Raw genomic sequence first — 18,540 nt, 5'->3', positions numbered from 1 at the left:
CCGGCTTTCCGGGTCTCCAGAGCTGCTGATCGGCGAGTTTGCCGAAGCGAAAAACACATTCGAGGAACGAAAGAGCGAGCGTTACAGGGAAGTCGCGCCGGTCATCGGTCGGCTTGCCGAAGCTCTTGCACGTAGTGGCCAATTCGCAACGGAGGACAAGATTCTGGATGTGGCGATTGCTTTTGAGAGGATGTTCAAACCGAAGGACGGGAGAATCAGCGAGCAACTCCAAAAGAACGTAGCTGACCTTCTAGGAGGCGAGGATGAAGTACAATCTCAGATAAAGGAGAATATAAAGCATTTTTATGATGTACGATCAGCAATAATTCATGGGCCAAAAAACGGCAAAAAAAAGCGTTTGCTGGAAGAAAAAAAAGAAGCATTTGATGCGGGGTTCAATCTAGCTCGTCGGTCGCTGTTCAAGATGTTACGGAATAGTCCACCTCAGCAGTGATACGGTTCGGCTTCTCTTTAATAATAAGCACACTTAAGAAGTCTCTGTTTTAGTTTTCCACTCTTCAAGCATGCCGGGAAGACTGAAAAGATACATCATCACAAGCCGAGTAAACAAGTGTAATTCTTCTGCTTCTTGATGTGTAAAAGGATCTTCTTCATGAGCAGCATCATTACCATCAAGACGGATACGGTCTGCCCAGTCCGCCATGTCCTGAGTAATTTTACCAGTCTTAGCCGCACTTTTTATCCGATCTATAAGCCTCCCTTTAGCTTCTGGATCAATCTTTTTCAATCCCGTATCAAGTGTTTTTCTAAACATTGCCCCCGCAGCATTAGGAGAACTCTTTACGCTATTAACGGCTTCCAAATAATACATATTAACATTCTCTGGAAGATGCTCTGGTATTTCTGGAGTTTCTGGTTTTGGGTAAAAATCGACAAAAAGAAATTTGGACGGAAACCGAGAAAAATCGTTTGCTAGTTCACTATGAGATCCTGAGTACGTGTAGTCCCTTAGGTTTACCTGAAAAACTGCCGTTGCCGCTTTCTGACAAGTGCTAATTCCACATATTACAAAAGTGTATATTATCCCCTTCTTTAATGGGGAATGAAATTCAGAAAGAATATAAAAACCGGCTTGTTTGGTTCCACAATGTGGGCAGTCGTGAGGAAAGCTAGGCATCAACTTCTCCTTTTGGATTGATCACATAGGAAGATAATTCGAGGTTCTAGAAAAGTCAATTTAGTAAAAATCTAAAAAAAAGATGGAGGATCAGTGCCTACAGCCGTCTTTTCTACAGAATCTGAAATTGTGCAGGTGGCCTAAAACCATCATGCAGACAAGGATCTAGAAGCCTCAAAAAAATTAAGCTTGAGAAGTAAGAGGCTTGCCTAGTATTGTATATAATTTCCAATAGAAATTATGCTAACCCTTGGTTGCCGCTCTTAGCATAAAGAAAGGGCGATCAAACCATTCTTGGAACCACAACAAATTGCTCATTTCGATTGCAAATCGCTGATTGGATTTAACGTGACATTCTGAGGATGACTTTAAAGAAATATTTGCTGATTATAGGAAGTTATGAGCGCAGAAAAAGTGATGGAACCATTTTTGTCATTTGATGAAAGTAGCTCTCAAACTATAGTAGTAGTAGTTGTAACCTGCTAAAATCAGCTGGCTTTGGCAGCCTCAACCACCTTGGATGCGGCTTCTTTCATGTCGGCCCCGGTCTCGATGTCAAGACCCGAGTTAGATAGAATTTCCCTCCCGGCTTCAACATTGGTTCCTTCAAGCCTGACCACCAAGGGAACATTTATTCCGACTTCGCCCGCGGCCTCCACGATACCATCGGCGATGGTATCACATTTCATAATACCGCCGAAAATATTAACGAAGATGGCTTTTACGTTTTCGTCGCTCAGGATCATCTTAAACGCCTTTGTAACCTGCTCCGTAGTGGCCCCTCCACCGACGTCAAGGAAGTTTGCTGGTTCTCCGCCATGGTGCTTGATAATGTCCATGGTCGCCATGGCAAGCCCCGCGCCGTTAACAAGACACCCTATGTTTCCGTCAAGCTTGACAAAGCTTATCCCCGCATCGCTTGCCTCAAGTTCAAGCGGGTCCTCTTCATCCCTGTCCCTAAGCCCCGCAATGTCACGGTGGCGGAAAAGTGCGTTATCATCGAAGTTAATCTTCGCGTCGAGTGCCACTATGTTCCCATCTGAGGTAAGAACAAGCGGGTTTATCTCCGCCAGGGAGCAATCCTTTTCAATGAATACCCGGTAAAGGGATGAGATAAACGATACCGCCTGCCTCACGGCACCACCCTCAAGACCCATGAAGTAAGCGATTTTCCTGCACTGGTAGGGCTGAATGCCAAGAGAGATATCGACGTGCTCCTTGATTATCTTCTCAGGAGATTTGGCCGCCACTTCCTCGATCTCAACCCCGCCTTCAGGGCTTCCCATAACGACCACTTTTTCCCGGGAGCGGTCAATAACCATGCCGAGATAGAACTCCTTTTCTATACTGGAGGCTTCCTCGATAAGAACGCTTCCAACGGTCTTGCCCTCGGGGCCCGTCTGGTGGGTGACCAGGCTCATCCCGATTATCTCATCCGCAGCCTCCATAGCGTCGTGGGAATTGTCAACTACCTTTATTCCGCCTCCCTTGCCCCGGCCGCCGGCGTGAATCTGGGCTTTTACCACGTATTTTGCCGAGTTGAGGGCATCAAGCACCTCCGACACCTCATCCGCGCTGAAAACCACCTGTCCCCCCGGGACCCTGACTCCGAAATCTGAGAGAAGCTTCTTGGCCTGGTATTCGTGTACGTTCAATCTGGTGCCCTCTCCTATTTCCCCTTGATCTTCCTCAAAAGCCAGGAAAGCGGATCATAATACTTGTCAACCACCCTCTCCTTAAGCGGAATGATTCCGTTATCCGTTATGTGTATGTCCTCGGGGCACACTTCCGTGCAGCACTTCGTGATGTTGCAGAAGCCGACCCCCGCTTCCTCGCGCGCAAACTCCCTCCTGTCAAGCACATCCAGAGGATGCATCTCCCGCTCGGCGATCTTTATCATGAACCTCGGCCCCGCAAACGCGTCTTTTCGGTTGTGGTCGCGAAGTATGTGACAGACATTCTGGCATAGAAAGCACTCTATGCATTTTCGGAATTCCTGTCCCCTCTCCACGTCCTCCTGGTACATGATCCACTCGATATCTTCTGCGGGGGTAAACGGAGGAATCTTCTTGCTTACCTCGTAGTTCCACGACACGTCAGTTACGAGATCCTTTATCACAGGAAACGCCTTGATCGGGTAGACGGTGATCGTTTCGCCCTCGGCGAAACTGTCCATGCGGGTCTTGCAGGCAAGCTTCGGTTTTCCGTTTATCTCGGTGCTGCAGGAGCCGCACTTGGCCGCCTTGCAGTTCCATCTTATCGCCAGGTCGCCGTCGTAGTTTGCCTGTATGTAGAAAAGCGCGTCGAGGACCACCATCCCCTCGTCTACCGGGACCTCGTACTCCTTTTCCTCTCCACCCTGGGAATCTCCGCGAAAAACTCTTAGCTTGGCTACCGACATCACTTATCCTCCGTAAACAGTTTCGAAAGCTCTTCGGGCATCTCCGTGATCGGCCGCGTTGCTATGTCCATAGCCTCGTCTTTAATGGAGACAATGAAATTGAGCTTGCCCCATGTCTCGTCGTCGCTCTCAGGATAATCGACCCGGCTGTGAGCTCCCCTGCTCTCTTTTCTCGCAAGCGCGCATCTCGCAAGGGACTCCGAGACGATCAGCATTGACTTAAGGTCCCTGCAGAGATGCCAGCCCGGGTTAAACATCACCGAGCCCTCTATCTTGAGTACTTTCGCCCTCTCCTTCAGTCCCTCTATCTCGTCTATGCCCTTTTGTATGTTCTCTTCCGTGCGGAATACCCCTATGTAGAGCTGCATTACGTCCTGGAGATCCTGATGGATCGTGTAGGGGTTCTCTCCCTGGGTGTTGTTAAAAGGCTCGCGAAGCTCGTTTGCGTATCCCTCAACGAGCTCGGCGGGTATCTGTGCGTGGGATTTTCCGCTCGCGTAAGCCGCGGCTCCCTCGCCCGCCCTTTTCCCGAAGACGAGAAGATCAGAAAGGGAGTTTCCGCCTAGACGGTTAGCCCCGTGCATTCCTCCTGCGACCTCGCCCGCTGCAAATAGCCCCGGAACCGTGCTCGAGCAGGTATCTCCTTCAACCTTGACTCCGCCCATCACGTAATGGGTGGTCGGGAACACTTCCATCGGTCCTTTCGTTATGTCTATGTCGGCAAACTCCATGAACTGGTGGTACATGCTAGGGAGCTTTCGCTTTACGTAATCGGCCCCCCTGTGCGAGACGTCAAGGAATGCTCCGCCGTGGGGAGAACCGCGGCCCTGCTCAACCTCCGTGTATATGGATCTTGCGACCACGTCGCGGGTTGAGAGCTCCATGCGCTCGGGATCGTATCTCTCCATAAAGCGCTCGCCCTCGCTGTTTGTGAGAATGCCTCCCTCTCCGCGCACCGCCTCGGTAACAAGGATTCCCCTTACGCTCGGGGGCCAGACCATCCCCGTGGGATGGAACTGTATGAATTCCATGTCTATAAGCTCGGCTCCCGCCTCATACGCCATCGCGTGACCGTCGCCGGTGTATTCCCAGGAGTTCGAGGTGTACTTGTAGGCCTTTCCTACCCCGCCAGTCGCAAGAACAATGGCGTTTGCGCGGAAAAGTACAAACTTTCCGCTCTCTCTCCAGTAGCCGAAAGCTCCCACAACCCTGTCTCCGTCCTTTACGAGATGGGTTATCGTGCATTCCATGTAGACGTCTATGCCCGAGTGTATCCCCTTTTCCTGAAGTGTCCTTATCATCTCGAGACCAGTTCTGTCGCCCACGTGTGCAAGCCTCTTCCAAGTGTGCCCGCCGAAGGCCCTCTGATTTATTCTTCCCTCTTTCGTTCTGTCAAAAAGAGCTCCCCAGTACTCGAGCTCTCTCACCCTCTCGGGAGCCTCCTGGGCGTGGTAAAGGGCCATCTGCCAGTTGTTAAGCATCTTCCCGCCAGCCATGGTGTCCTTGAAGTGGGTTTCCCATTTGTCCTTTGTGTCAACGTTTGCCAAGGCGGCCGCAACGCCGCCCTCGGCCATTACGGTGTGGGCCTTGCCGAGCAGGGATTTACATATAAGTGCGGTCGAGGCGCCCTTTGCGGAAGATTCGATGGCGGCCCGAAGCCCTGCCCCGCCTGCGCCGATAACTATAACGTCATGAGTGTGTGTTTCGTATTTTTCCACGTCTATATCAACCTCAGATCAGTGATTGTTCCGTTCGCTACCAGAAACACGTAAAGGTCCGTGAGAGCCACGAAAACAAGGCTTGTCCACGCCCATTTCATATGTACTTCGTTCTGGACGCTTATGGCGCCCCAGAGGCGAAAGCGGGTCGGACACTTTGAGAACACGTCTAGATTCCCTCCCATCAGGTGGCGAAACGAGTGGCAGGAAAACGAATACATGGTAAGCAGGAACGCGTTTGCGGTAAGAACTATGGTCCCGACGCCCACTCCGGCCCCGTCATGGAAGAAAAAGGCTTCGTACGAGTCAATCCACAAAAACAGCAGAATGACGATAGAGGCGTAGAGAAAAAACCTGTGGATGTTCTGCAGGATGAACGGAAAGCTCGACTCTCCGGTGTAGGAACCCCTTTTGCCGACCGGTTTTACCGCGCAGCCCGGAGGCGAGAAGAAATACGCCCGGTAGTATGCTTTTCTGTAGTAATAGCAGGTCGCTCGGAATCCAAGCGGCGCCCAGAGAATAAGTATTGCCGGGGAAGCCGGCCACCAGTCAAAAAGCAGAAGCGGGGAATAAAAAGGCGAGAGATAGGGCTCGGTGTAGAAAAACTGGTTCGAAAGAGCCCTCCACGTGGAGTAGATTCCAAAAGCCCCAAGTACCACCCCGGTTATGAGAGGCTCCACCCACCACACATCCTTTCTCATGGTGAGCGCCTTGCTCGCCGTACCGTTAGCCATATTGTAGAAACCTCCAAAAATATTCCGGAGCGTCCGTCCGAGATTATAAACGGCGCCGGGGGGCGGAATGTAAACGGAACCCTAGAGGATTCCCATTCCGTCAATTATTTCGCAAAGCTCTTTCACCTTGCCCGCCGAGACATGCAGCGCCTCCATCTCCTCACTGGAAATCTCAACCCCTATTATCTCCTCAACCCCTTCCGCGCCGAGCCTTACGGGAAGACCCACGAAGGTATCTTCCACTCCGTAATGTCCGTCCGCATACACGCAGCAGGGCAGTACTTTCTTCTTATCCTTTATGATTGCCTCGGCCATTTCCACCGCGGCTACCGCGGGGGCGTAAAAAGCGCTTCCGGTCTTAAGAAGCGCTACTATTTCGGCCCCTCCCTTCCTGGTGCGGTCGACCATCTCCTCGAGCCTTGAAGCGGGGACAAGCTGCGCTATGGGAATACCCGACACCGTGGTGTTGCTTAGAAGCGGAACCATCGTGTCTCCGTGTCCGCCGAGAACCGAGGCGTTTATGTTCTCAACCGATACCCCGAGTTCCATGGCGATAAACGCCCGGAAACGCGCGGAATCAAGCACCCCCGCCATCCCCATCACCTTGTTGTCCGAAAGGCCGCTTACCCTGTGCGCCACGTAAACCATGGCGTCAAGCGGGTTGGTGACCAGTATGAGTATCGCGTCCGGGGAATGGGCAACCACCTGCTCGGTAACGCTCTTTACCACCTTGGTGTTTGTCGAGATAAGATCGTCACGGCTCATCCCGGGCTTTCTCGGAATCCCGGAGGTGATTATCACCACGTCTGAACCTGCCGTGTCTTCGTAGTTGGTTGAACCGACGAGATTTACGTCGCTTCCGGTAATCGGGCACATCTGGGCAAGGTCAAGCGCCTTTCCCTCGGGAATTCCCTCCACTATGTCAATCAAAGCCACGTCGGCAAGTTCAAGCTGTGCAATCCGAAACGCCGCCGACGCGCCGACGTTTCCCGCACCTATCACAGAAATTTTCGCTCTGCCGTTCTTCAAGATCCCACTCCTTTTGAAAAGATTTGCGTGCCGCAGCCCCTCTAGTCCATTACCTTGTCCATGTTTGACACGATGGCCTCTCCGTACTCGGAACACTTAAGAAGGGTCGCCCCCTCCATCTGTCTCTCGAGGTCATAGGTAACCGTTTTCTGCAAAACAGTCTCTTCCATCGCCCTGAAAACAAGCTCCGCGGCCTCGTGCCATCCCAGGTACTGGAACATCATGACTCCCGAGAGTATCACGGAACCCGGGTTTACCTTGTCCTGCCCGGTGTACTTGGGAGCGGTTCCGTGGGTGGCTTCGAAAACCGCTAGGTAATCGCCTATGTTGCCGCCCGGAGCAACTCCGAGACCTCCTACCTGCGCGGCGCAGGCATCTGACATGTAGTCGCCGTTAAGATTAGGCATGGCCATCACGTCGTATTCACTGGGTCTCGTTAGAACCTGCTGGAACATGCTGTCGGCTATGCGGTCCTTCATGACGATCTTGCCATCGGGCTGCTTGCCGCCGTAATCGTCCCAGAGTTCATCCTCGGTTATGGTGATCTCCGGAAACTCCTCTTTCGCAAGCTCGTAACCCCATTCGCGGAAGGCACCCTCGGTGAACTTCATTATGTTGCCCTTGTGGACTAGTGTGACGCTCTTTCTTTTATACTCTATTGCGTATTCGATCGCCTTTCTAACGAGCCTCTTGGTTCCGAAAGGACTTATGGGCTTTATTCCTATTCCGCTGAGTTCGCGGATGTTCACCCCGTAATTCTCAACTAGATACTCCCTTACGGCAGCCGCTTCCTCGGTACCGCTCTCCCACTCGATTCCCGCGTACACGTCCTCGGTGTTCTCCCTGAATATCACGACATCTAGCTTGCCGGGAACCAGAAGAGGGTTGGGGGTTCCCTTGATCCATCTTACGGGCCTTACGCAGGCGTACAGGTCAAGTATCTGGCGGAGCGCAACGTTAAGGCTCCTTATTCCTCCTCCAACCGGAGTGGTAAGCGGGCCCTTTATGGCAACAATATATTCCTTTATCGTTTCGGTGGTTTCCTCGGGAAGCCATTCGCCGGTCTCTTCATACGCTTTCTCTCCGGCCAGCACCTCAAGCCACGCTATCTTCTTCTTTCCTCCGTAAGCTTTCTCGACCGCGGCGTCGAACACTATCTGGGACGCATGCCAGATGTCGGGGCCTATCCCGTCGCCTTCTATGAAGGGAATTATCGGGTTGTCGGGAATTACAAGCTTTCTGCTTTCCTCATCAATCTGTATTTTTTCTCCGCTTGGGACTGTCATTGAACACCTCTCCTTTTGAGCTAAACGAAAATTTAAATCTTACAATATAATGAAAAAAACCGCCCTTTTCAAATCTGTCTCTCCACCTACCCTGATATCATCTGACGCAGGACGGTCTGAAGTATCCCGCCGTTGCGGTAATATTCGACCTCAACCGGCGTATCGAGCCTGCATGTGGCGTGAAATTCTCTCTGCCCGCCATCAGAGTCCGTCACGGTTACGGTCATCCGTTTGCCCGGAAAAAGATCCTCTGAAATCCCGCTTACGCTGAAGGTCTCAAAGCCCGTGATGCCGAGAGATTCCGCACTCTCCCCCTCTTCGAACTGAAGGGGCAGAACCCCCATTCCCACCAGGTTGCTCCTGTGAATCCGCTCGAAACTCTCAGCTATGACGCACCTCGCGCCCAAAAGAGCGGTTCCCTTTGCCGCCCAGTCCCGGGAGCTTCCAGTCCCGTACTCCTTCCCGCCGATCACGACAAGGTCCGTACCGTCGCCCATGTACCTTGAGGACGCTTCGTAAATCGACATTTCCTCTCCCGTGGGAACGTGAACCGTCCACCCTCCTTCCTTTCCTCCGACCATCTTGTTTCTTATCCTGATGTTAGCAAACGATCCGCGGATCATGACCTCGTGATTCCCCCTCCTTGAACCGAAGCTGTTAAAGCTCCTCGGGGTAACGCCCTTCGAGATGAGATAGCCGCCTGCGGGGCCGTCCTTGGGGATTGAGCCCGCGGGAGAGATATGATCCGTCGTTATCGAGTCCCCGAGCAGCGCGAGCACGTTCGCCCCTTCTATGTCTTCTGGGTCTTCAGGCTCAAGCGGGAAATCATCAAAAAACGGAGGCTCCTGTATGTAAGTGGATTCCGTATCCCACTCGTAAATGCCTGACTGCGGAGCCTCAAGAGATTTCCAGGTTTCATCGCCTTCAAAAACCCGGGAATACTGAGTGTTGAATATTTCGGGGGTGATTGACTCCGCTACCGTATCGATTATCTCCTGCTGCGTCGGCCATATGTCCCTGAGGAACACTTCGTTTCCGTCGCTTCCAACCCCGAGAGGTTCGCTGTAGAGGTCGATTCCGACCTTGCCTGCTATGGCGAACGCCACGACAAGCGGAGGCGACGCCAGGTAAGCGAATTTCACAAGCGGGTGCACCCTACCCTCAAAATTCCTGTTTCCGCTTAGAACCGCGGCGCAGGTAAGGTCGTTTTCCCTTATGGCCGCGTCCACGTCTTCTGGAAGCGGACCGCTGTTTCCTATGCAGGTCGTGCATCCGTATCCGACCAGACCGAAACCCAGTTCCTCAAGATACGGGGTAAGTCCCGCGGCGTTCAGGTAATCCGTTACCACCCTCGATCCCGGCGCCAAACTCGTTTTCACGTAAGGATTAACGGAAAGCCCCCTCTCAACGGCCTTCTTGGCGAAAAGCCCCGCCCCTACCATAACGGAGGGATTCGAGGTATTCGTACAGCTCGTGATGGCAGCTATTACGACCGAACCGTCTGAAATTCCGTTCGCCGCGCGCGATGCGTCTCCGCTCGCGGCAAGTCCCCTCGCCTGAAGATTCTCGTGGTAGGAGCTTTTCATGTCCCCAAGCGATATCCTGTCCTGCGGGCGGCTCGGGCCGGCAAGAGACGGCTCGACGGTTGATATGTCAAGTTCTAGCGTATCGGTGCAAACCGGGTCTTCCGCATCGTCGGTTCTGAACATCTTCTGTTCCTTCGTGTAGGCCTCGACAAGCGTGGCAGCGTCGTCCCTGCCAGTCGTCCCGAGGTATCTAAGTGTTTCGGCGTCTACCGGGAAAAATCCCATGGTGGCTCCGTACTCGGGAGCCATGTTCGCTATCGTGGCCTGGTCAGAGAGCGCGAGGTTGCTCACTCCGGGCCCGAAAAACTCGACGAACTTGCCGACAACGCCCTTTTTCCTCAGCATCTCGGTTACCGTGAGAACCAAGTCCGTTGCGGTAACACCCTGTGAGAGGCGGCCGGTCAGCCTGAATCCGATGACGTCGGGTATCAGCATGTAAAGCGGCTGCCCCAGCATGCAGGCTTCTGCCTCTATTCCCCCTACCCCCCAGCCCATGACGCTAAGACCGTTTATCATGGTCGTGTGGGAATCCGTTCCCACTAGGGTGTCTGGGTAAGCAACCGACTCGGAGCCTGTCTGCTTTGAGACGACTACGCTCGCAAGACACTCAAGATTGACCTGGTGCACTATTCCGGTTCCCGGGGGCACGACCCTGAAATTGTCAAAGGACCCCTGGGCCCATTTCAAGAAGGTGTATCTTTCCCTGTTTCTTTCGTACTCGACTTCCACGTTCTTGCCGAAAGCGTCGCCGCTTGCGAAATAATCGACCTGAACGGAGTGGTCTATTACCAGATCAACGGGAACTATGGGATTCACAAGCGAGGGGTCTCCCCCTTTTTTCTCGACAACCGACCTCATCGCGGCAAGGTCGACCACGCAGGGAACTCCCGTGAAATCCTGAAGTATCACCCTCGCGGGGTTGTATGGAATTTCTCTCGCCTCGGTATTTGAAGGGTCCCACTTGGCGAGGGACTCCACGTGCTGCTCAGTCACGGTTTTTCCGTCAAAATTCCTGAGCACGTTCTCAAGCAGTATTCTTATTGAAAAAGGCAGTCTTGAAATCGATACGCCGTAGCGCTCTTCAAGTTTTGCGAGGGAATATATCTTGTAGGTTCTGTCCCCGACCGAAAGGTCGGAAAGAGTATCGAGATTGTCAGTCAAAGCCATATGGCACCTCTTTTACACAGTTTCATATTTTGGAAGTCAGCGGGGTATTTTACCAAAGAGGGAGAAAAAATAAAACAGTTTCTGACGCCGATTAGTAAGGAATTTACGTTTTCAAGTAACCGGACTCCTTAAAAATACTCCTGTGATTACCTTGTCTGCATTGTTGGGGAATTTATTGAATGAACCCGTTTGACAGCTTTGTTCTGGCTTGGTCTGAAATTACTCTTTGTTCTTTAGAAAGTTCGTGTTGCTCTAGCCGTTGTTCAAGATATTCTAATCGTTTATTAAGATGCTCGGTGGTATCCACAACAGAGGGGTTATAATCAAAGTAATCCAATTCAGGCTTTACCACTTCCGCTCTATTTGCAGCAGTGATTATACTCGCAACGGCTCCTAGCACTCTCATGGGTAAAGAAAGATTAAACATAAGAATAAATATCAATATAAGACCGATAGGGTTGAAGCTGAAGCCAGATATTGTGATACTAGTCATAAAAAATACTATAACTAGTGTGTCAGGAAAAGGAAACAGTTTTCGCTTATGCCGGAGAATCACCTCTGGAAGAATATTTCCTGTCCTGGTCTTTCCGGCAGCGGTCCGATATTGATATCTAATAATATATTAAATATAATATTTTATATAGATTAGCATATTAACTCTTGACTATCCCTCTCGATGTAATATATTAAGCTATATTAAAAATCGTTTTCAATATAGAATTGGATATCAAAATGAGCTATGCGATTGAACATATAGCCAGCGCGCTGAGGAAGGCCCGCGAGGCAAAGGGGCTCAGCCAGCGTGAACTCGGCAAAAAAGCAGGCGTTCCGCAGGGCCATATCTCAAAGATTGAGAACGGCGCGGTCGACCTCAGAGTTTCAAGTCTGGTAGCGCTAGCCCGCACTCTTGACCTGGAACTCGCGCTCGCCCCGCGCAAGATTGTTCCCGCCTTGAAATCGCTTGTGCGTAGCAGCGCCACGGACGCACTGCGGGAAAGGGTAACCCCGCAGCCGCTCTACAGTCTTGATGAGGAAGGAGATGACTGACGTACATGTTCTGGATGTCCTGCTTTACGGCGACCCCATAGGCACGCTTACCCGCGTAGGGGACGACCGCGCCTTATTCGCCTTCAATGACTCCTATATCGGGGACTCTGCAAAGCCCACGCTCGGTCTGGGGTTCAAGGACCGGTTCGGAGAACTGATTACCGGGTTTCCGCCCACGCAGACGCGGCTGATACCGTTTTTTTCAAACCTGCTTCCCGAAGACCCCATGCGCACCTACCTTGCGGATCGTGCGGGGGTAAAACCCGTCCGTGAGTTCTTCCTGCTCTGGGCGCTTGGCGCGGACCTTTCGGGAGCGGTCACCGTTACCCCCTCGGGCGGTGAATTATGGCCGTCGGATGTCTCCGACGACAGCGACCGCGGCAGCGGTCGGCGTGAGAATGCCCTGCGATTTTCTCTGGCCGGCGTACAGCTTAAGTTCTCAGCCGTTGAGAAGGCTCGCGGCGGTCTTACCCTCCCGGCCAGAGGCGTCGGCGGTTCATGGATAGTCAAGCTGCCTTCTCTTCATTTTGCGGGAGTGCCCGAGAACGAGTTCTCGATGATGACACTTGCCCGGCTCCTGGGCATAAACGTGCCGGAGGTGCGCCTCATCAGCGTTGACTCGATCGAAAACCTGCCCGAAGACATCGGTCGCTTAAGCGGACAGGCGCTTGCCGTCAGGCGCTTTGATCGGTCAGATGACGGCGGCGCGGTTCACGTCGAGGACTTTGCTCAGGTTTTCGGCATCTATCCGGAGGAGAAGTATAAAAAGGCCAGCGCGCGTAACATTGCCACAGTGATCGGGGCCGAATGCGGCGAGGATGACATTGCCGAGTTTATCCGCCGCCTGACCTTCAACACGCTTATCGGCAATGCCGACATGCACCTTAAGAACTGGTCCCTCATTTATCCCGACAGGCGCAATGCGGCACTGGCACCGGCCTATGATTTTGTTTCCACGATTGCCTATATAGAGGACAACGAGGCCGCTTTGAAATTCAGCCGGACCAAGTGCTTTGATCGCTATTCAGAGGATGAGCTTTCCCATCTTGCCGCCAAGGCCCTGCTGCCGGAGAAGCTCGTTCTGGACACTGTGCGTGAAACCGTCGCGTTGTTTTACCAGTACTGGAATGCGGAGAAGGCAAATCTTCCGTTGCCGGACAATGCCGTCAAGGCCATAGAGAATCATCTTAAGATTATCCCCTTGGCGATATGACACCTGCATGTCTTCCCCTCGATAGCAAGCAGCATAGTCCATCTCCCCGTAGCAAACCGGACAGTCAACATGCTCTGCTGCAATTATTAACAACAGTCTCCAAAGCTACCTGCTCAGGCGAGGTGATCGGGAGACCGCCGGGGATTTCCCCGACTCCAGGAGGTCAGTCGAACTTGCGTAGCGCGACACTTACGTTCGTTCCACCGAAACCGTAGGAATTGCTGAGAGCCACTTTTATCTTACTGTCTCTCGCGGTGTGCGGAATGTAATCCAGATCGCATTCGGGATCGCTCTCAAAAAGGTTTATAGTCGGCGGCAAAACGCCGTCTCGAAGCGCAAGCACGCAGATTGCCGCTTCCACCGCCCCCGCCGCGCCGAGCAGATGGCCGGTCATGGATTTCGTGGAACTCACCGGAATTCGCCGGGCGTCCTCGCCGAACACTTCCTTGATCGCGTTGGTTTCGTTAACGTCGTTAAGACGCGTCGAGGTTCCGTGGGCGTTTATGTAATCCACGTCCCCGGGATTAAGGCCCGAATCCTCCAGAGCCGCGTTCATGCAGCTTGACGGTCCCTCAAGCGAAGGCGCCGTGATGTGAAAGGCGTCGGCGCTCATTCCTGAGCCGAGCACCTCGGCGTATATGCTGGCACCCCTTTTTTTCGCGAACTCGAGCTCTTCAAGGATCAGCACTCCCGCCCCTTCCGAGAGGATAAACCCGTCGCGCCCCATCTCAAACGGCCTCGACGCGGTCTCCGGCTCGTCGTTTCTGGTCGAAAGCGCCTTCATGGCGTTAAAAGCCGCGAAGGTAAGGGGGATCAGCGGAGCTTCGGCTCCGCCGGCTATCATAACGTCCGCCTTGCCGTCCTGTATTATCTTGGCGGAAAGCGCAAGCGAGTGACCGCTTGCGGAACACGCGGTCGTCGAAGAGCAGTTGGGACCCTTGGCGTTAAACCTTATTGAGACGTATCCCGAAGCCATGTTGGTCACTATGTTCGGTATGAAAAACGGGGAAACGCGGTTAGGACCCTTGTTCTCCATCGTGAGGACGGTGTCGTAGAAGGTTTTCATCCCGCCGATTCCCGATCCGATAAAAGTCCCCGTGCGCCCGGCGATATCGTCGGTAACCTCAAGCCCGGCATCCTCAAGCGCGAGCTTGGTGGCCGCGATGGAGAGCTGGATGAACCTGTCGTTTCTCTTCGCGTCCTTCGGCTCCATATAGAGCGTCGGTTCGAAATCCTCCACCTGCCCCGCGATCTGCGTTTTAAGATCCGAGGGATTGAAGGACGAAACCCTGCTCACTCCGGGGGTCCCTTCGCAAATCGAAGACCAAGTGGCGTCGTTCCCCACCCCGACGGGCGTTATAAGCCCTATACCTGTAACCGCTACCCTTCTTCCCATTTCCCCTTATTCATCCTCCGAAGCGGCTTCAACTGAACTCTGGATAAAGTTGATCGCGTCCTGAACGGTTATTATGTTCTCCGCGTCTTCATCCGAGATCTCAAGCCCGAACTCATCCTCCATGGACATTATAAGTTCCACGAGGTCAAGCGAGTCGGCTCCGAGATCCTCTATAAAGGAAGAATCGGGAGTTATCTCATCCTCGGCTTTGCCGAGATGGCTCGCGATCATCTCCTTTACCTTAGCTAAAATTTCAGCATTATCCTTTGCCATGTGAGTCAAACCTCCTAAATTTTACATGTAAATTCCGCCGTTAACTTTTATAACCTCCCCGGTTATGTACGACGCGCCTTCGGAAACCAGAAAACACACCACGTTTGAGATGTCCTCAACGCGCCCGAATCTGCCGAGAGGTATAGCTTCCAGATATTTTTTTCTCATCTCCTCGTTAAGGTCCGCGATAATATCAGTTTCAACAAAACCGGGACTTACGGCGTTCACGGTTATTCCTCTTGAACTGAATTCCTTGGCGGTCGCTTTCGTAAGACCTACTACCCCGGCCTTTGAAGCGGCGTAATTCGCCTGCCCCGGGTTTCCGGCCTCACCGGCAGTCGAGGTGATATTTATTATTCTTCCGTAACGGTTCTTGAACATGCCCCTTGAAACCGCCTTGGTACAGTTAAACGCTCCCTTGAGGTTTATGTCCATGACACGGTCCCAGTCCTCCTCCCCCATTCTCATCAAAAGCCCGTCATTCCTTATTCCCGCGTTGTTAACAAGTATATGTATTCCGCCCAGTTCACCCGAGAGTTCCCCCACGCACCGCTGAACCTCGTCGAAATCGGAAACGTCAAAGCCGACCGCCCTGCCCTTGCCCCCTTCCTGCTCTATCTCCTTGAGGGTCTCCTCGGCCGCCTGGCTGTTGCTGATGTAGTTAATCAGAACATACGCCCCGCGCGAAGCGAGTTTCTTCGCAATGTCCTTTCCTATCCCGCGCGACCCGCCGGTTATAAGTGCAACCTGATTACTGAATTCCATCTGTCTTAATATGATTTAACTCCTCAATTTTTTCAATACCGGCACAACGAACGCCTTTAAGGGTTCTTTTCACAAGACCGCTTAGAACCTTGGATGGTCCGATTTCGAGAAACTTAGAAACCCCGGAGTCTTTTAGAAACTCAAGGGACTCAGCCCATCTCACCGGGCTTACCACCTGCTCCACCAGTATATCCGCCACCCTGGCAGAATCAGAATTGGCCTCCGCCCCGGTATTGGTGACCACAGGATACTTAGCAGGGTGAAAATCTATTTCCCCGAGAACGTCCTTTAGGCGCACGGCCGCGGGCTCCATAAGGGAGCAGTGAAAAGGCGCGCTCACCTCGAGCTCGACAACCCGTCTTGCCCCTTTTTCCTTAGCAAGCTCCGCCGCGGCCGAAACGGCCCGGGCTTCTCCGGAAATAACGGTCTGGGTGGGCGAATTGAAATTAGCCGGGGAGACCACGTTTTCTTCTCCCGCAACCTCGGCGCAAAGCTCGCTTACTTCCTCGGACGTGAGACCCAGCACGGCAGCCATTTTGCCGACTCCCGGAGGAACCGCTTCCTGCATGAACTCCCCTCTTTTTCTCACGGTACGCACAGCGTCACCAAACTCGAGGCACCCGGAGGCAACAAGGGCCGTAAATTCCCCGAGGCTGTGTCCGGCAACAAGATCGGGCCTTATTTCCGTCTCCTCAAGAACCACTCTCAACGCGGCCACGCTCGTTGTAAGTATCGCCGGCTGGGCGTTCGCGGTAAGAGCAAGGGTCGCCGCCTCGCCGTCGAAGCAAAGCTTCGCCAGGTCGATTCCCAGAGCGTCATTTGCCTCTTCAAAAGTCTGTCTCGCAACTGCGAACTCGGCGCAGAAATCAGCGCCCATGCCAATGTACTGGGAGCCCTGACCTGGAAAAAGGAAAGCTATCATAGATTCAGTGTGTGTTTAGTCTTCCGCAACGACTTCCGTATCGGGAGCCTGTCTGAAGAAATTCCTTCCCTTGTAGTAGCCGCAACTGGGACAGGCCCTGTGGGGAGGTTTCATCTCGTTGCACTCGGGACAAAAGGAAGCCCCCGGCAACGCAACGGAATAATGGGTTCTTCTTTTTCTTGATTTCGATCTGGAAGTCTTTCTTTTGGGTAATGCCATCTCAGTCTCCTGGTTGAAACTATATCTTTATATCTTTAAGCACCGCAAAGCGCGAGTCCTCCTGGCGAGTCTCGCAGCCGCACTGCTGTTCGTTAAGATTCTGTCCGCACCCGCTGCAAAGTCCCCTGCAGTTCTCGACGCAGACCACCTTGTAGGGAAGCGAAAGATTCACCTGCTCTCTCATGTAATCGTTAAGGTCTATCGTCCTACCCCGGTAAGTTTCATAATCTATCTCTCCGCCTGCTTCCTCCTTCTTTTCTGTCTCAGAAGGCGAAAGAATTAGGTTTACCTCAAGATTCGTATCAACGCTTACGTCGCTTAAGCAGCGGGAACACCGGGCGACCGCCAGAAATCCGATTTTTCCCCGCACGCTTATCTCGCCCGCCGTGCGTAAAAGATCAATATGAAACTCTATATCGGAACCCACGCTCGCGACTTCTGATTTCTCGGAACCGCCGAGCCATCCCGGCCCCCTCGTGAGATTGAGACTCAATCCCCCGTCCTTTATTTCCGATACGTTAACTCTCATCGCGCGGAAACCCCGCCTGCAAAAATTGCTCTAATATAAACCACAATCGCTTTATTGCAAGTAACTAAGAGAAATAGGAGTTTCCGGAGGATCAAGTTTCCGGAGTGAGCACAGGGTTGAACTGGGGTTGCGCGTTCCACAAATAGCCTTGTAACCAGAGCCGGCCTTCAACATCCTGACCAACCTTAGGAGGCTCACTGCCTGACCAAGCGCGTTGGGTCACAACAATTTCCAGTTCGGCATCTTCATACTCTTCTTCATCTGAAAACCTCATAACTGTAACCCTTATCTGCCAGCCGGATTGACCGAGCATATCGTCAAATCGTTCTTTTGAGAAGGGTTTTACCTCAAGCACGGGACCGTGAAACCAGTAGTCATCCTTATTCCATTCGGTAATGGACAGGAACATAGCTGCGCCTTCCATACTTATTACAGGAGGTGCCGACTCTTCCAAACCCAGTATTTGCCTTGTCTCAGGTGTTATGGAAATTTCTCTGACCTCAGCTGGTTTTGCCTCGTAGGCGATGCCTGACAGAATGAAGTCGTAAGCCTCTCCTGCCTTATACCATGCACAGTTGCTGAAAAATTGGGTATCAAAGAATGAAATGTCTGATTGGCCCCAGCTTCCCTCAATTAGGGTCTCTGCTCGGTTCAGGACAAAAACCTGTCTAATCTCAATACTAGCTTGAATACCTTCGCTGAAGAAGGGATACAAGCTGAGCAACTCGCCGCCTTCTTTGTCTACACTACTTGAACTCCGAAGTATACCAGTGAACGTGGTTATTAAACCTCTATTATTATTTGGCCAGCAAAGGTGAACGCCTTTTGGCCACTCTGCCGGAACCTTGCGTGGAACAGGACGACCGTCGCTATATGAAACAGTGCCTAGCGAGCTCCCGATGATTGTGGGCAATTCATCAACCAAGCTGTCAATGTTTTCGTAAAACGGATCCCAATGCGAACCAGGAAGATAATCTTGGTCCTCAGGTTCCCAAGTGAATGTACAATCGGGCCATGAAGCAAAAGAGGTTGAATAGTTGTCGGACATCTCTTGGGTTCTAGCCCGGATTTCTCACGGTAAGGTATAGAAAAGGCCGTTGTTTGTGTTATAATAAAG

18 protein-coding genes are annotated in these 18,540 nt (G+C 52.4%); 3 read left to right on the top strand and 15 right to left on the bottom strand.

What is annotated here, in order from left to right; translation table 11 throughout:
- Positions 1-454, top strand: a 454-nt coding sequence (locus tag OXG75_01210; GenBank protein MCY3624610.1) for a HEPN domain-containing protein, incomplete at its 5' end; no start/stop codon positions are given.
- A gap of 33 nt (positions 455-487) precedes the next feature.
- Here the strand turns inward: OXG75_01210 and OXG75_01205 are convergent.
- The 8 genes from OXG75_01205 to acnA all read right to left on the bottom strand — a co-directional run bounded on the left by OXG75_01205 (position 488) and on the right by acnA (position 11,059).
- The gene (locus OXG75_01205) at positions 488-1,138 is read right to left on the bottom strand and encodes a DUF4145 domain-containing protein (GenBank protein MCY3624609.1); all 651 of its coding nucleotides are present in this window, start codon (positions 1,136-1,138) and stop codon (positions 488-490) included.
- Between the two features lie 488 nt (positions 1,139-1,626).
- The gene (gene sucC, locus OXG75_01200; GenBank protein ID MCY3624608.1) at positions 1,627-2,793 is read right to left on the bottom strand and encodes an ADP-forming succinate--CoA ligase subunit beta; all 1,167 of its coding nucleotides are present in this window, start codon (positions 2,791-2,793) and stop codon (positions 1,627-1,629) included.
- Positions 2,794-2,807: 14 nt separating this feature from the next.
- The gene (locus tag OXG75_01195) at positions 2,808-3,539 is read right to left on the bottom strand and encodes a succinate dehydrogenase/fumarate reductase iron-sulfur subunit (protein MCY3624607.1); all 732 of its coding nucleotides are present in this window, start codon (positions 3,537-3,539) and stop codon (positions 2,808-2,810) included.
- Complete coding sequence (locus OXG75_01190; protein MCY3624606.1) at positions 3,539-5,257, bottom strand: FAD-binding protein; 1,719 nt, start codon at positions 5,255-5,257, stop codon at positions 3,539-3,541. The genes OXG75_01195 and OXG75_01190 overlap by 1 nt, the downstream gene beginning before the upstream one ends.
- Positions 5,258-5,259: 2 nt before the next feature.
- Positions 5,260-5,991 carry a succinate dehydrogenase gene (locus OXG75_01185; protein ID MCY3624605.1) on the bottom strand — a complete coding sequence of 244 codons (732 nt, stop codon included), beginning with the start codon at positions 5,989-5,991 and terminating at the stop codon, positions 5,260-5,262.
- A gap of 81 nt (positions 5,992-6,072) precedes the next feature.
- Positions 6,073-7,023 (bottom strand): malate dehydrogenase, encoded by a 951-nt coding sequence (gene mdh / locus OXG75_01180; protein MCY3624604.1) that lies wholly within the window; start codon positions 7,021-7,023, stop codon positions 6,073-6,075.
- Positions 7,024-7,061: 38 nt separating this feature from the next.
- Positions 7,062-8,306: an isocitrate dehydrogenase (NADP(+)) gene (gene icd / locus OXG75_01175; protein ID MCY3624603.1), complete on the bottom strand. Its 1,245-nt coding sequence runs from the start codon at positions 8,304-8,306 to the stop codon at positions 7,062-7,064.
- Positions 8,307-8,392: 86 nt separating this feature from the next.
- Complete coding sequence (gene acnA / locus OXG75_01170) at positions 8,393-11,059, bottom strand: aconitate hydratase AcnA (protein ID MCY3624602.1); 2,667 nt, start codon at positions 11,057-11,059, stop codon at positions 8,393-8,395.
- A 732-nt stretch (positions 11,060-11,791) separates the two neighbouring features.
- Between acnA and OXG75_01165 the strand changes: the two genes are divergently transcribed.
- Both OXG75_01165 and OXG75_01160 read left to right on the top strand, forming a co-directional pair.
- Positions 11,792-12,106, top strand: a complete 315-nt coding sequence (locus OXG75_01165) for a helix-turn-helix transcriptional regulator (GenBank protein ID MCY3624601.1) — start codon at positions 11,792-11,794, stop codon at positions 12,104-12,106.
- The gene (locus OXG75_01160) at positions 12,099-13,319 is read left to right on the top strand and encodes a type II toxin-antitoxin system HipA family toxin (protein ID MCY3624600.1); all 1,221 of its coding nucleotides are present in this window, start codon (positions 12,099-12,101) and stop codon (positions 13,317-13,319) included. The genes OXG75_01165 and OXG75_01160 overlap by 8 nt, the downstream gene beginning before the upstream one ends.
- 163 nt (positions 13,320-13,482) lie before the next feature.
- Here the strand turns inward: OXG75_01160 and fabF are convergent, their stop codons facing one another.
- From fabF to OXG75_01125, 7 genes are all read right to left on the bottom strand, one after another.
- Positions 13,483-14,715: a beta-ketoacyl-ACP synthase II gene (gene fabF / locus OXG75_01155; GenBank protein MCY3624599.1), complete on the bottom strand. Its 1,233-nt coding sequence runs from the start codon at positions 14,713-14,715 to the stop codon at positions 13,483-13,485.
- A gap of 6 nt (positions 14,716-14,721) precedes the next feature.
- The gene (gene acpP, locus OXG75_01150; GenBank protein ID MCY3624598.1) at positions 14,722-14,988 is read right to left on the bottom strand and encodes an acyl carrier protein; all 267 of its coding nucleotides are present in this window, start codon (positions 14,986-14,988) and stop codon (positions 14,722-14,724) included.
- A gap of 21 nt (positions 14,989-15,009) precedes the next feature.
- Positions 15,010-15,753 (bottom strand): 3-oxoacyl-[acyl-carrier-protein] reductase, encoded by a 744-nt coding sequence (fabG, locus tag OXG75_01145; protein MCY3624597.1) that lies wholly within the window; start codon positions 15,751-15,753, stop codon positions 15,010-15,012.
- Positions 15,740-16,675 carry an ACP S-malonyltransferase gene (fabD, locus tag OXG75_01140; protein MCY3624596.1) on the bottom strand — a complete coding sequence of 312 codons (936 nt, stop codon included), beginning with the start codon at positions 16,673-16,675 and terminating at the stop codon, positions 15,740-15,742. The genes fabG and fabD overlap by 14 nt, the downstream gene beginning before the upstream one ends.
- A gap of 15 nt (positions 16,676-16,690) precedes the next feature.
- The gene (rpmF, locus tag OXG75_01135; protein MCY3624595.1) at positions 16,691-16,894 is read right to left on the bottom strand and encodes a 50S ribosomal protein L32; all 204 of its coding nucleotides are present in this window, start codon (positions 16,892-16,894) and stop codon (positions 16,691-16,693) included.
- 19 nt (positions 16,895-16,913) lie between these two features.
- Positions 16,914-17,423, bottom strand: coding sequence for a DUF177 domain-containing protein (locus OXG75_01130; GenBank protein ID MCY3624594.1), 510 nt, complete (start codon positions 17,421-17,423; stop codon positions 16,914-16,916).
- A gap of 91 nt (positions 17,424-17,514) precedes the next feature.
- Positions 17,515-18,348, bottom strand: a complete 834-nt coding sequence (locus OXG75_01125; GenBank protein ID MCY3624593.1) for a hypothetical protein — start codon at positions 18,346-18,348, stop codon at positions 17,515-17,517.
- Positions 18,349-18,540: the final 192 nt, after the last annotated feature.

This window comes from Candidatus Dadabacteria bacterium, assembly GCA_026705445.1.
In the GTDB taxonomy this organism is placed as follows: Bacteria; Desulfobacterota_D; UBA1144; order Nemesobacterales; family Nemesobacteraceae; genus Nemesobacter.
The sequence above is the reverse complement of the archived record's forward strand: the minus strand, read 5'-3'. Positions and strand labels throughout refer to the sequence as shown.

Coding starts and splice junctions, on each gene's coding strand:
- fabF (MCY3624599.1), bottom strand. CDS start 14,715: ATGGGAAGAAGGGTAGCGGTTACAGGTATAGGGCTTATAACGCCCGTC.
- OXG75_01160 (MCY3624600.1), top strand. CDS start 12,099: ATGACTGACGTACATGTTCTGGATGTCCTGCTTTACGGCGACCCCATA.
- OXG75_01205 (MCY3624609.1), bottom strand. CDS start 1,138: ATGCCTAGCTTTCCTCACGACTGCCCACATTGTGGAACCAAACAAGCC.
- OXG75_01130 (MCY3624594.1), bottom strand. CDS start 17,423: ATGAGAGTTAACGTATCGGAAATAAAGGACGGGGGATTGAGTCTCAAT.
- fabG (MCY3624597.1), bottom strand. CDS start 15,753: ATGGAATTCAGTAATCAGGTTGCACTTATAACCGGCGGGTCGCGCGGG.
- acpP (MCY3624598.1), bottom strand. CDS start 14,988: ATGGCAAAGGATAATGCTGAAATTTTAGCTAAGGTAAAGGAGATGATC.
- acnA (MCY3624602.1), bottom strand. CDS start 11,059: ATGGCTTTGACTGACAATCTCGATACTCTTTCCGACCTTTCGGTCGGG.
- OXG75_01195 (MCY3624607.1), bottom strand. CDS start 3,539: ATGTCGGTAGCCAAGCTAAGAGTTTTTCGCGGAGATTCCCAGGGTGGA.
- fabD (MCY3624596.1), bottom strand. CDS start 16,675: ATGATAGCTTTCCTTTTTCCAGGTCAGGGCTCCCAGTACATTGGCATG.
- rpmF (MCY3624595.1), bottom strand. CDS start 16,894: ATGGCATTACCCAAAAGAAAGACTTCCAGATCGAAATCAAGAAAAAGA.
- icd (MCY3624603.1), bottom strand. CDS start 8,306: ATGACAGTCCCAAGCGGAGAAAAAATACAGATTGATGAGGAAAGCAGA.
- OXG75_01165 (MCY3624601.1), top strand. CDS start 11,792: ATGAGCTATGCGATTGAACATATAGCCAGCGCGCTGAGGAAGGCCCGC.
- OXG75_01185 (MCY3624605.1), bottom strand. CDS start 5,991: ATGGCTAACGGTACGGCGAGCAAGGCGCTCACCATGAGAAAGGATGTG.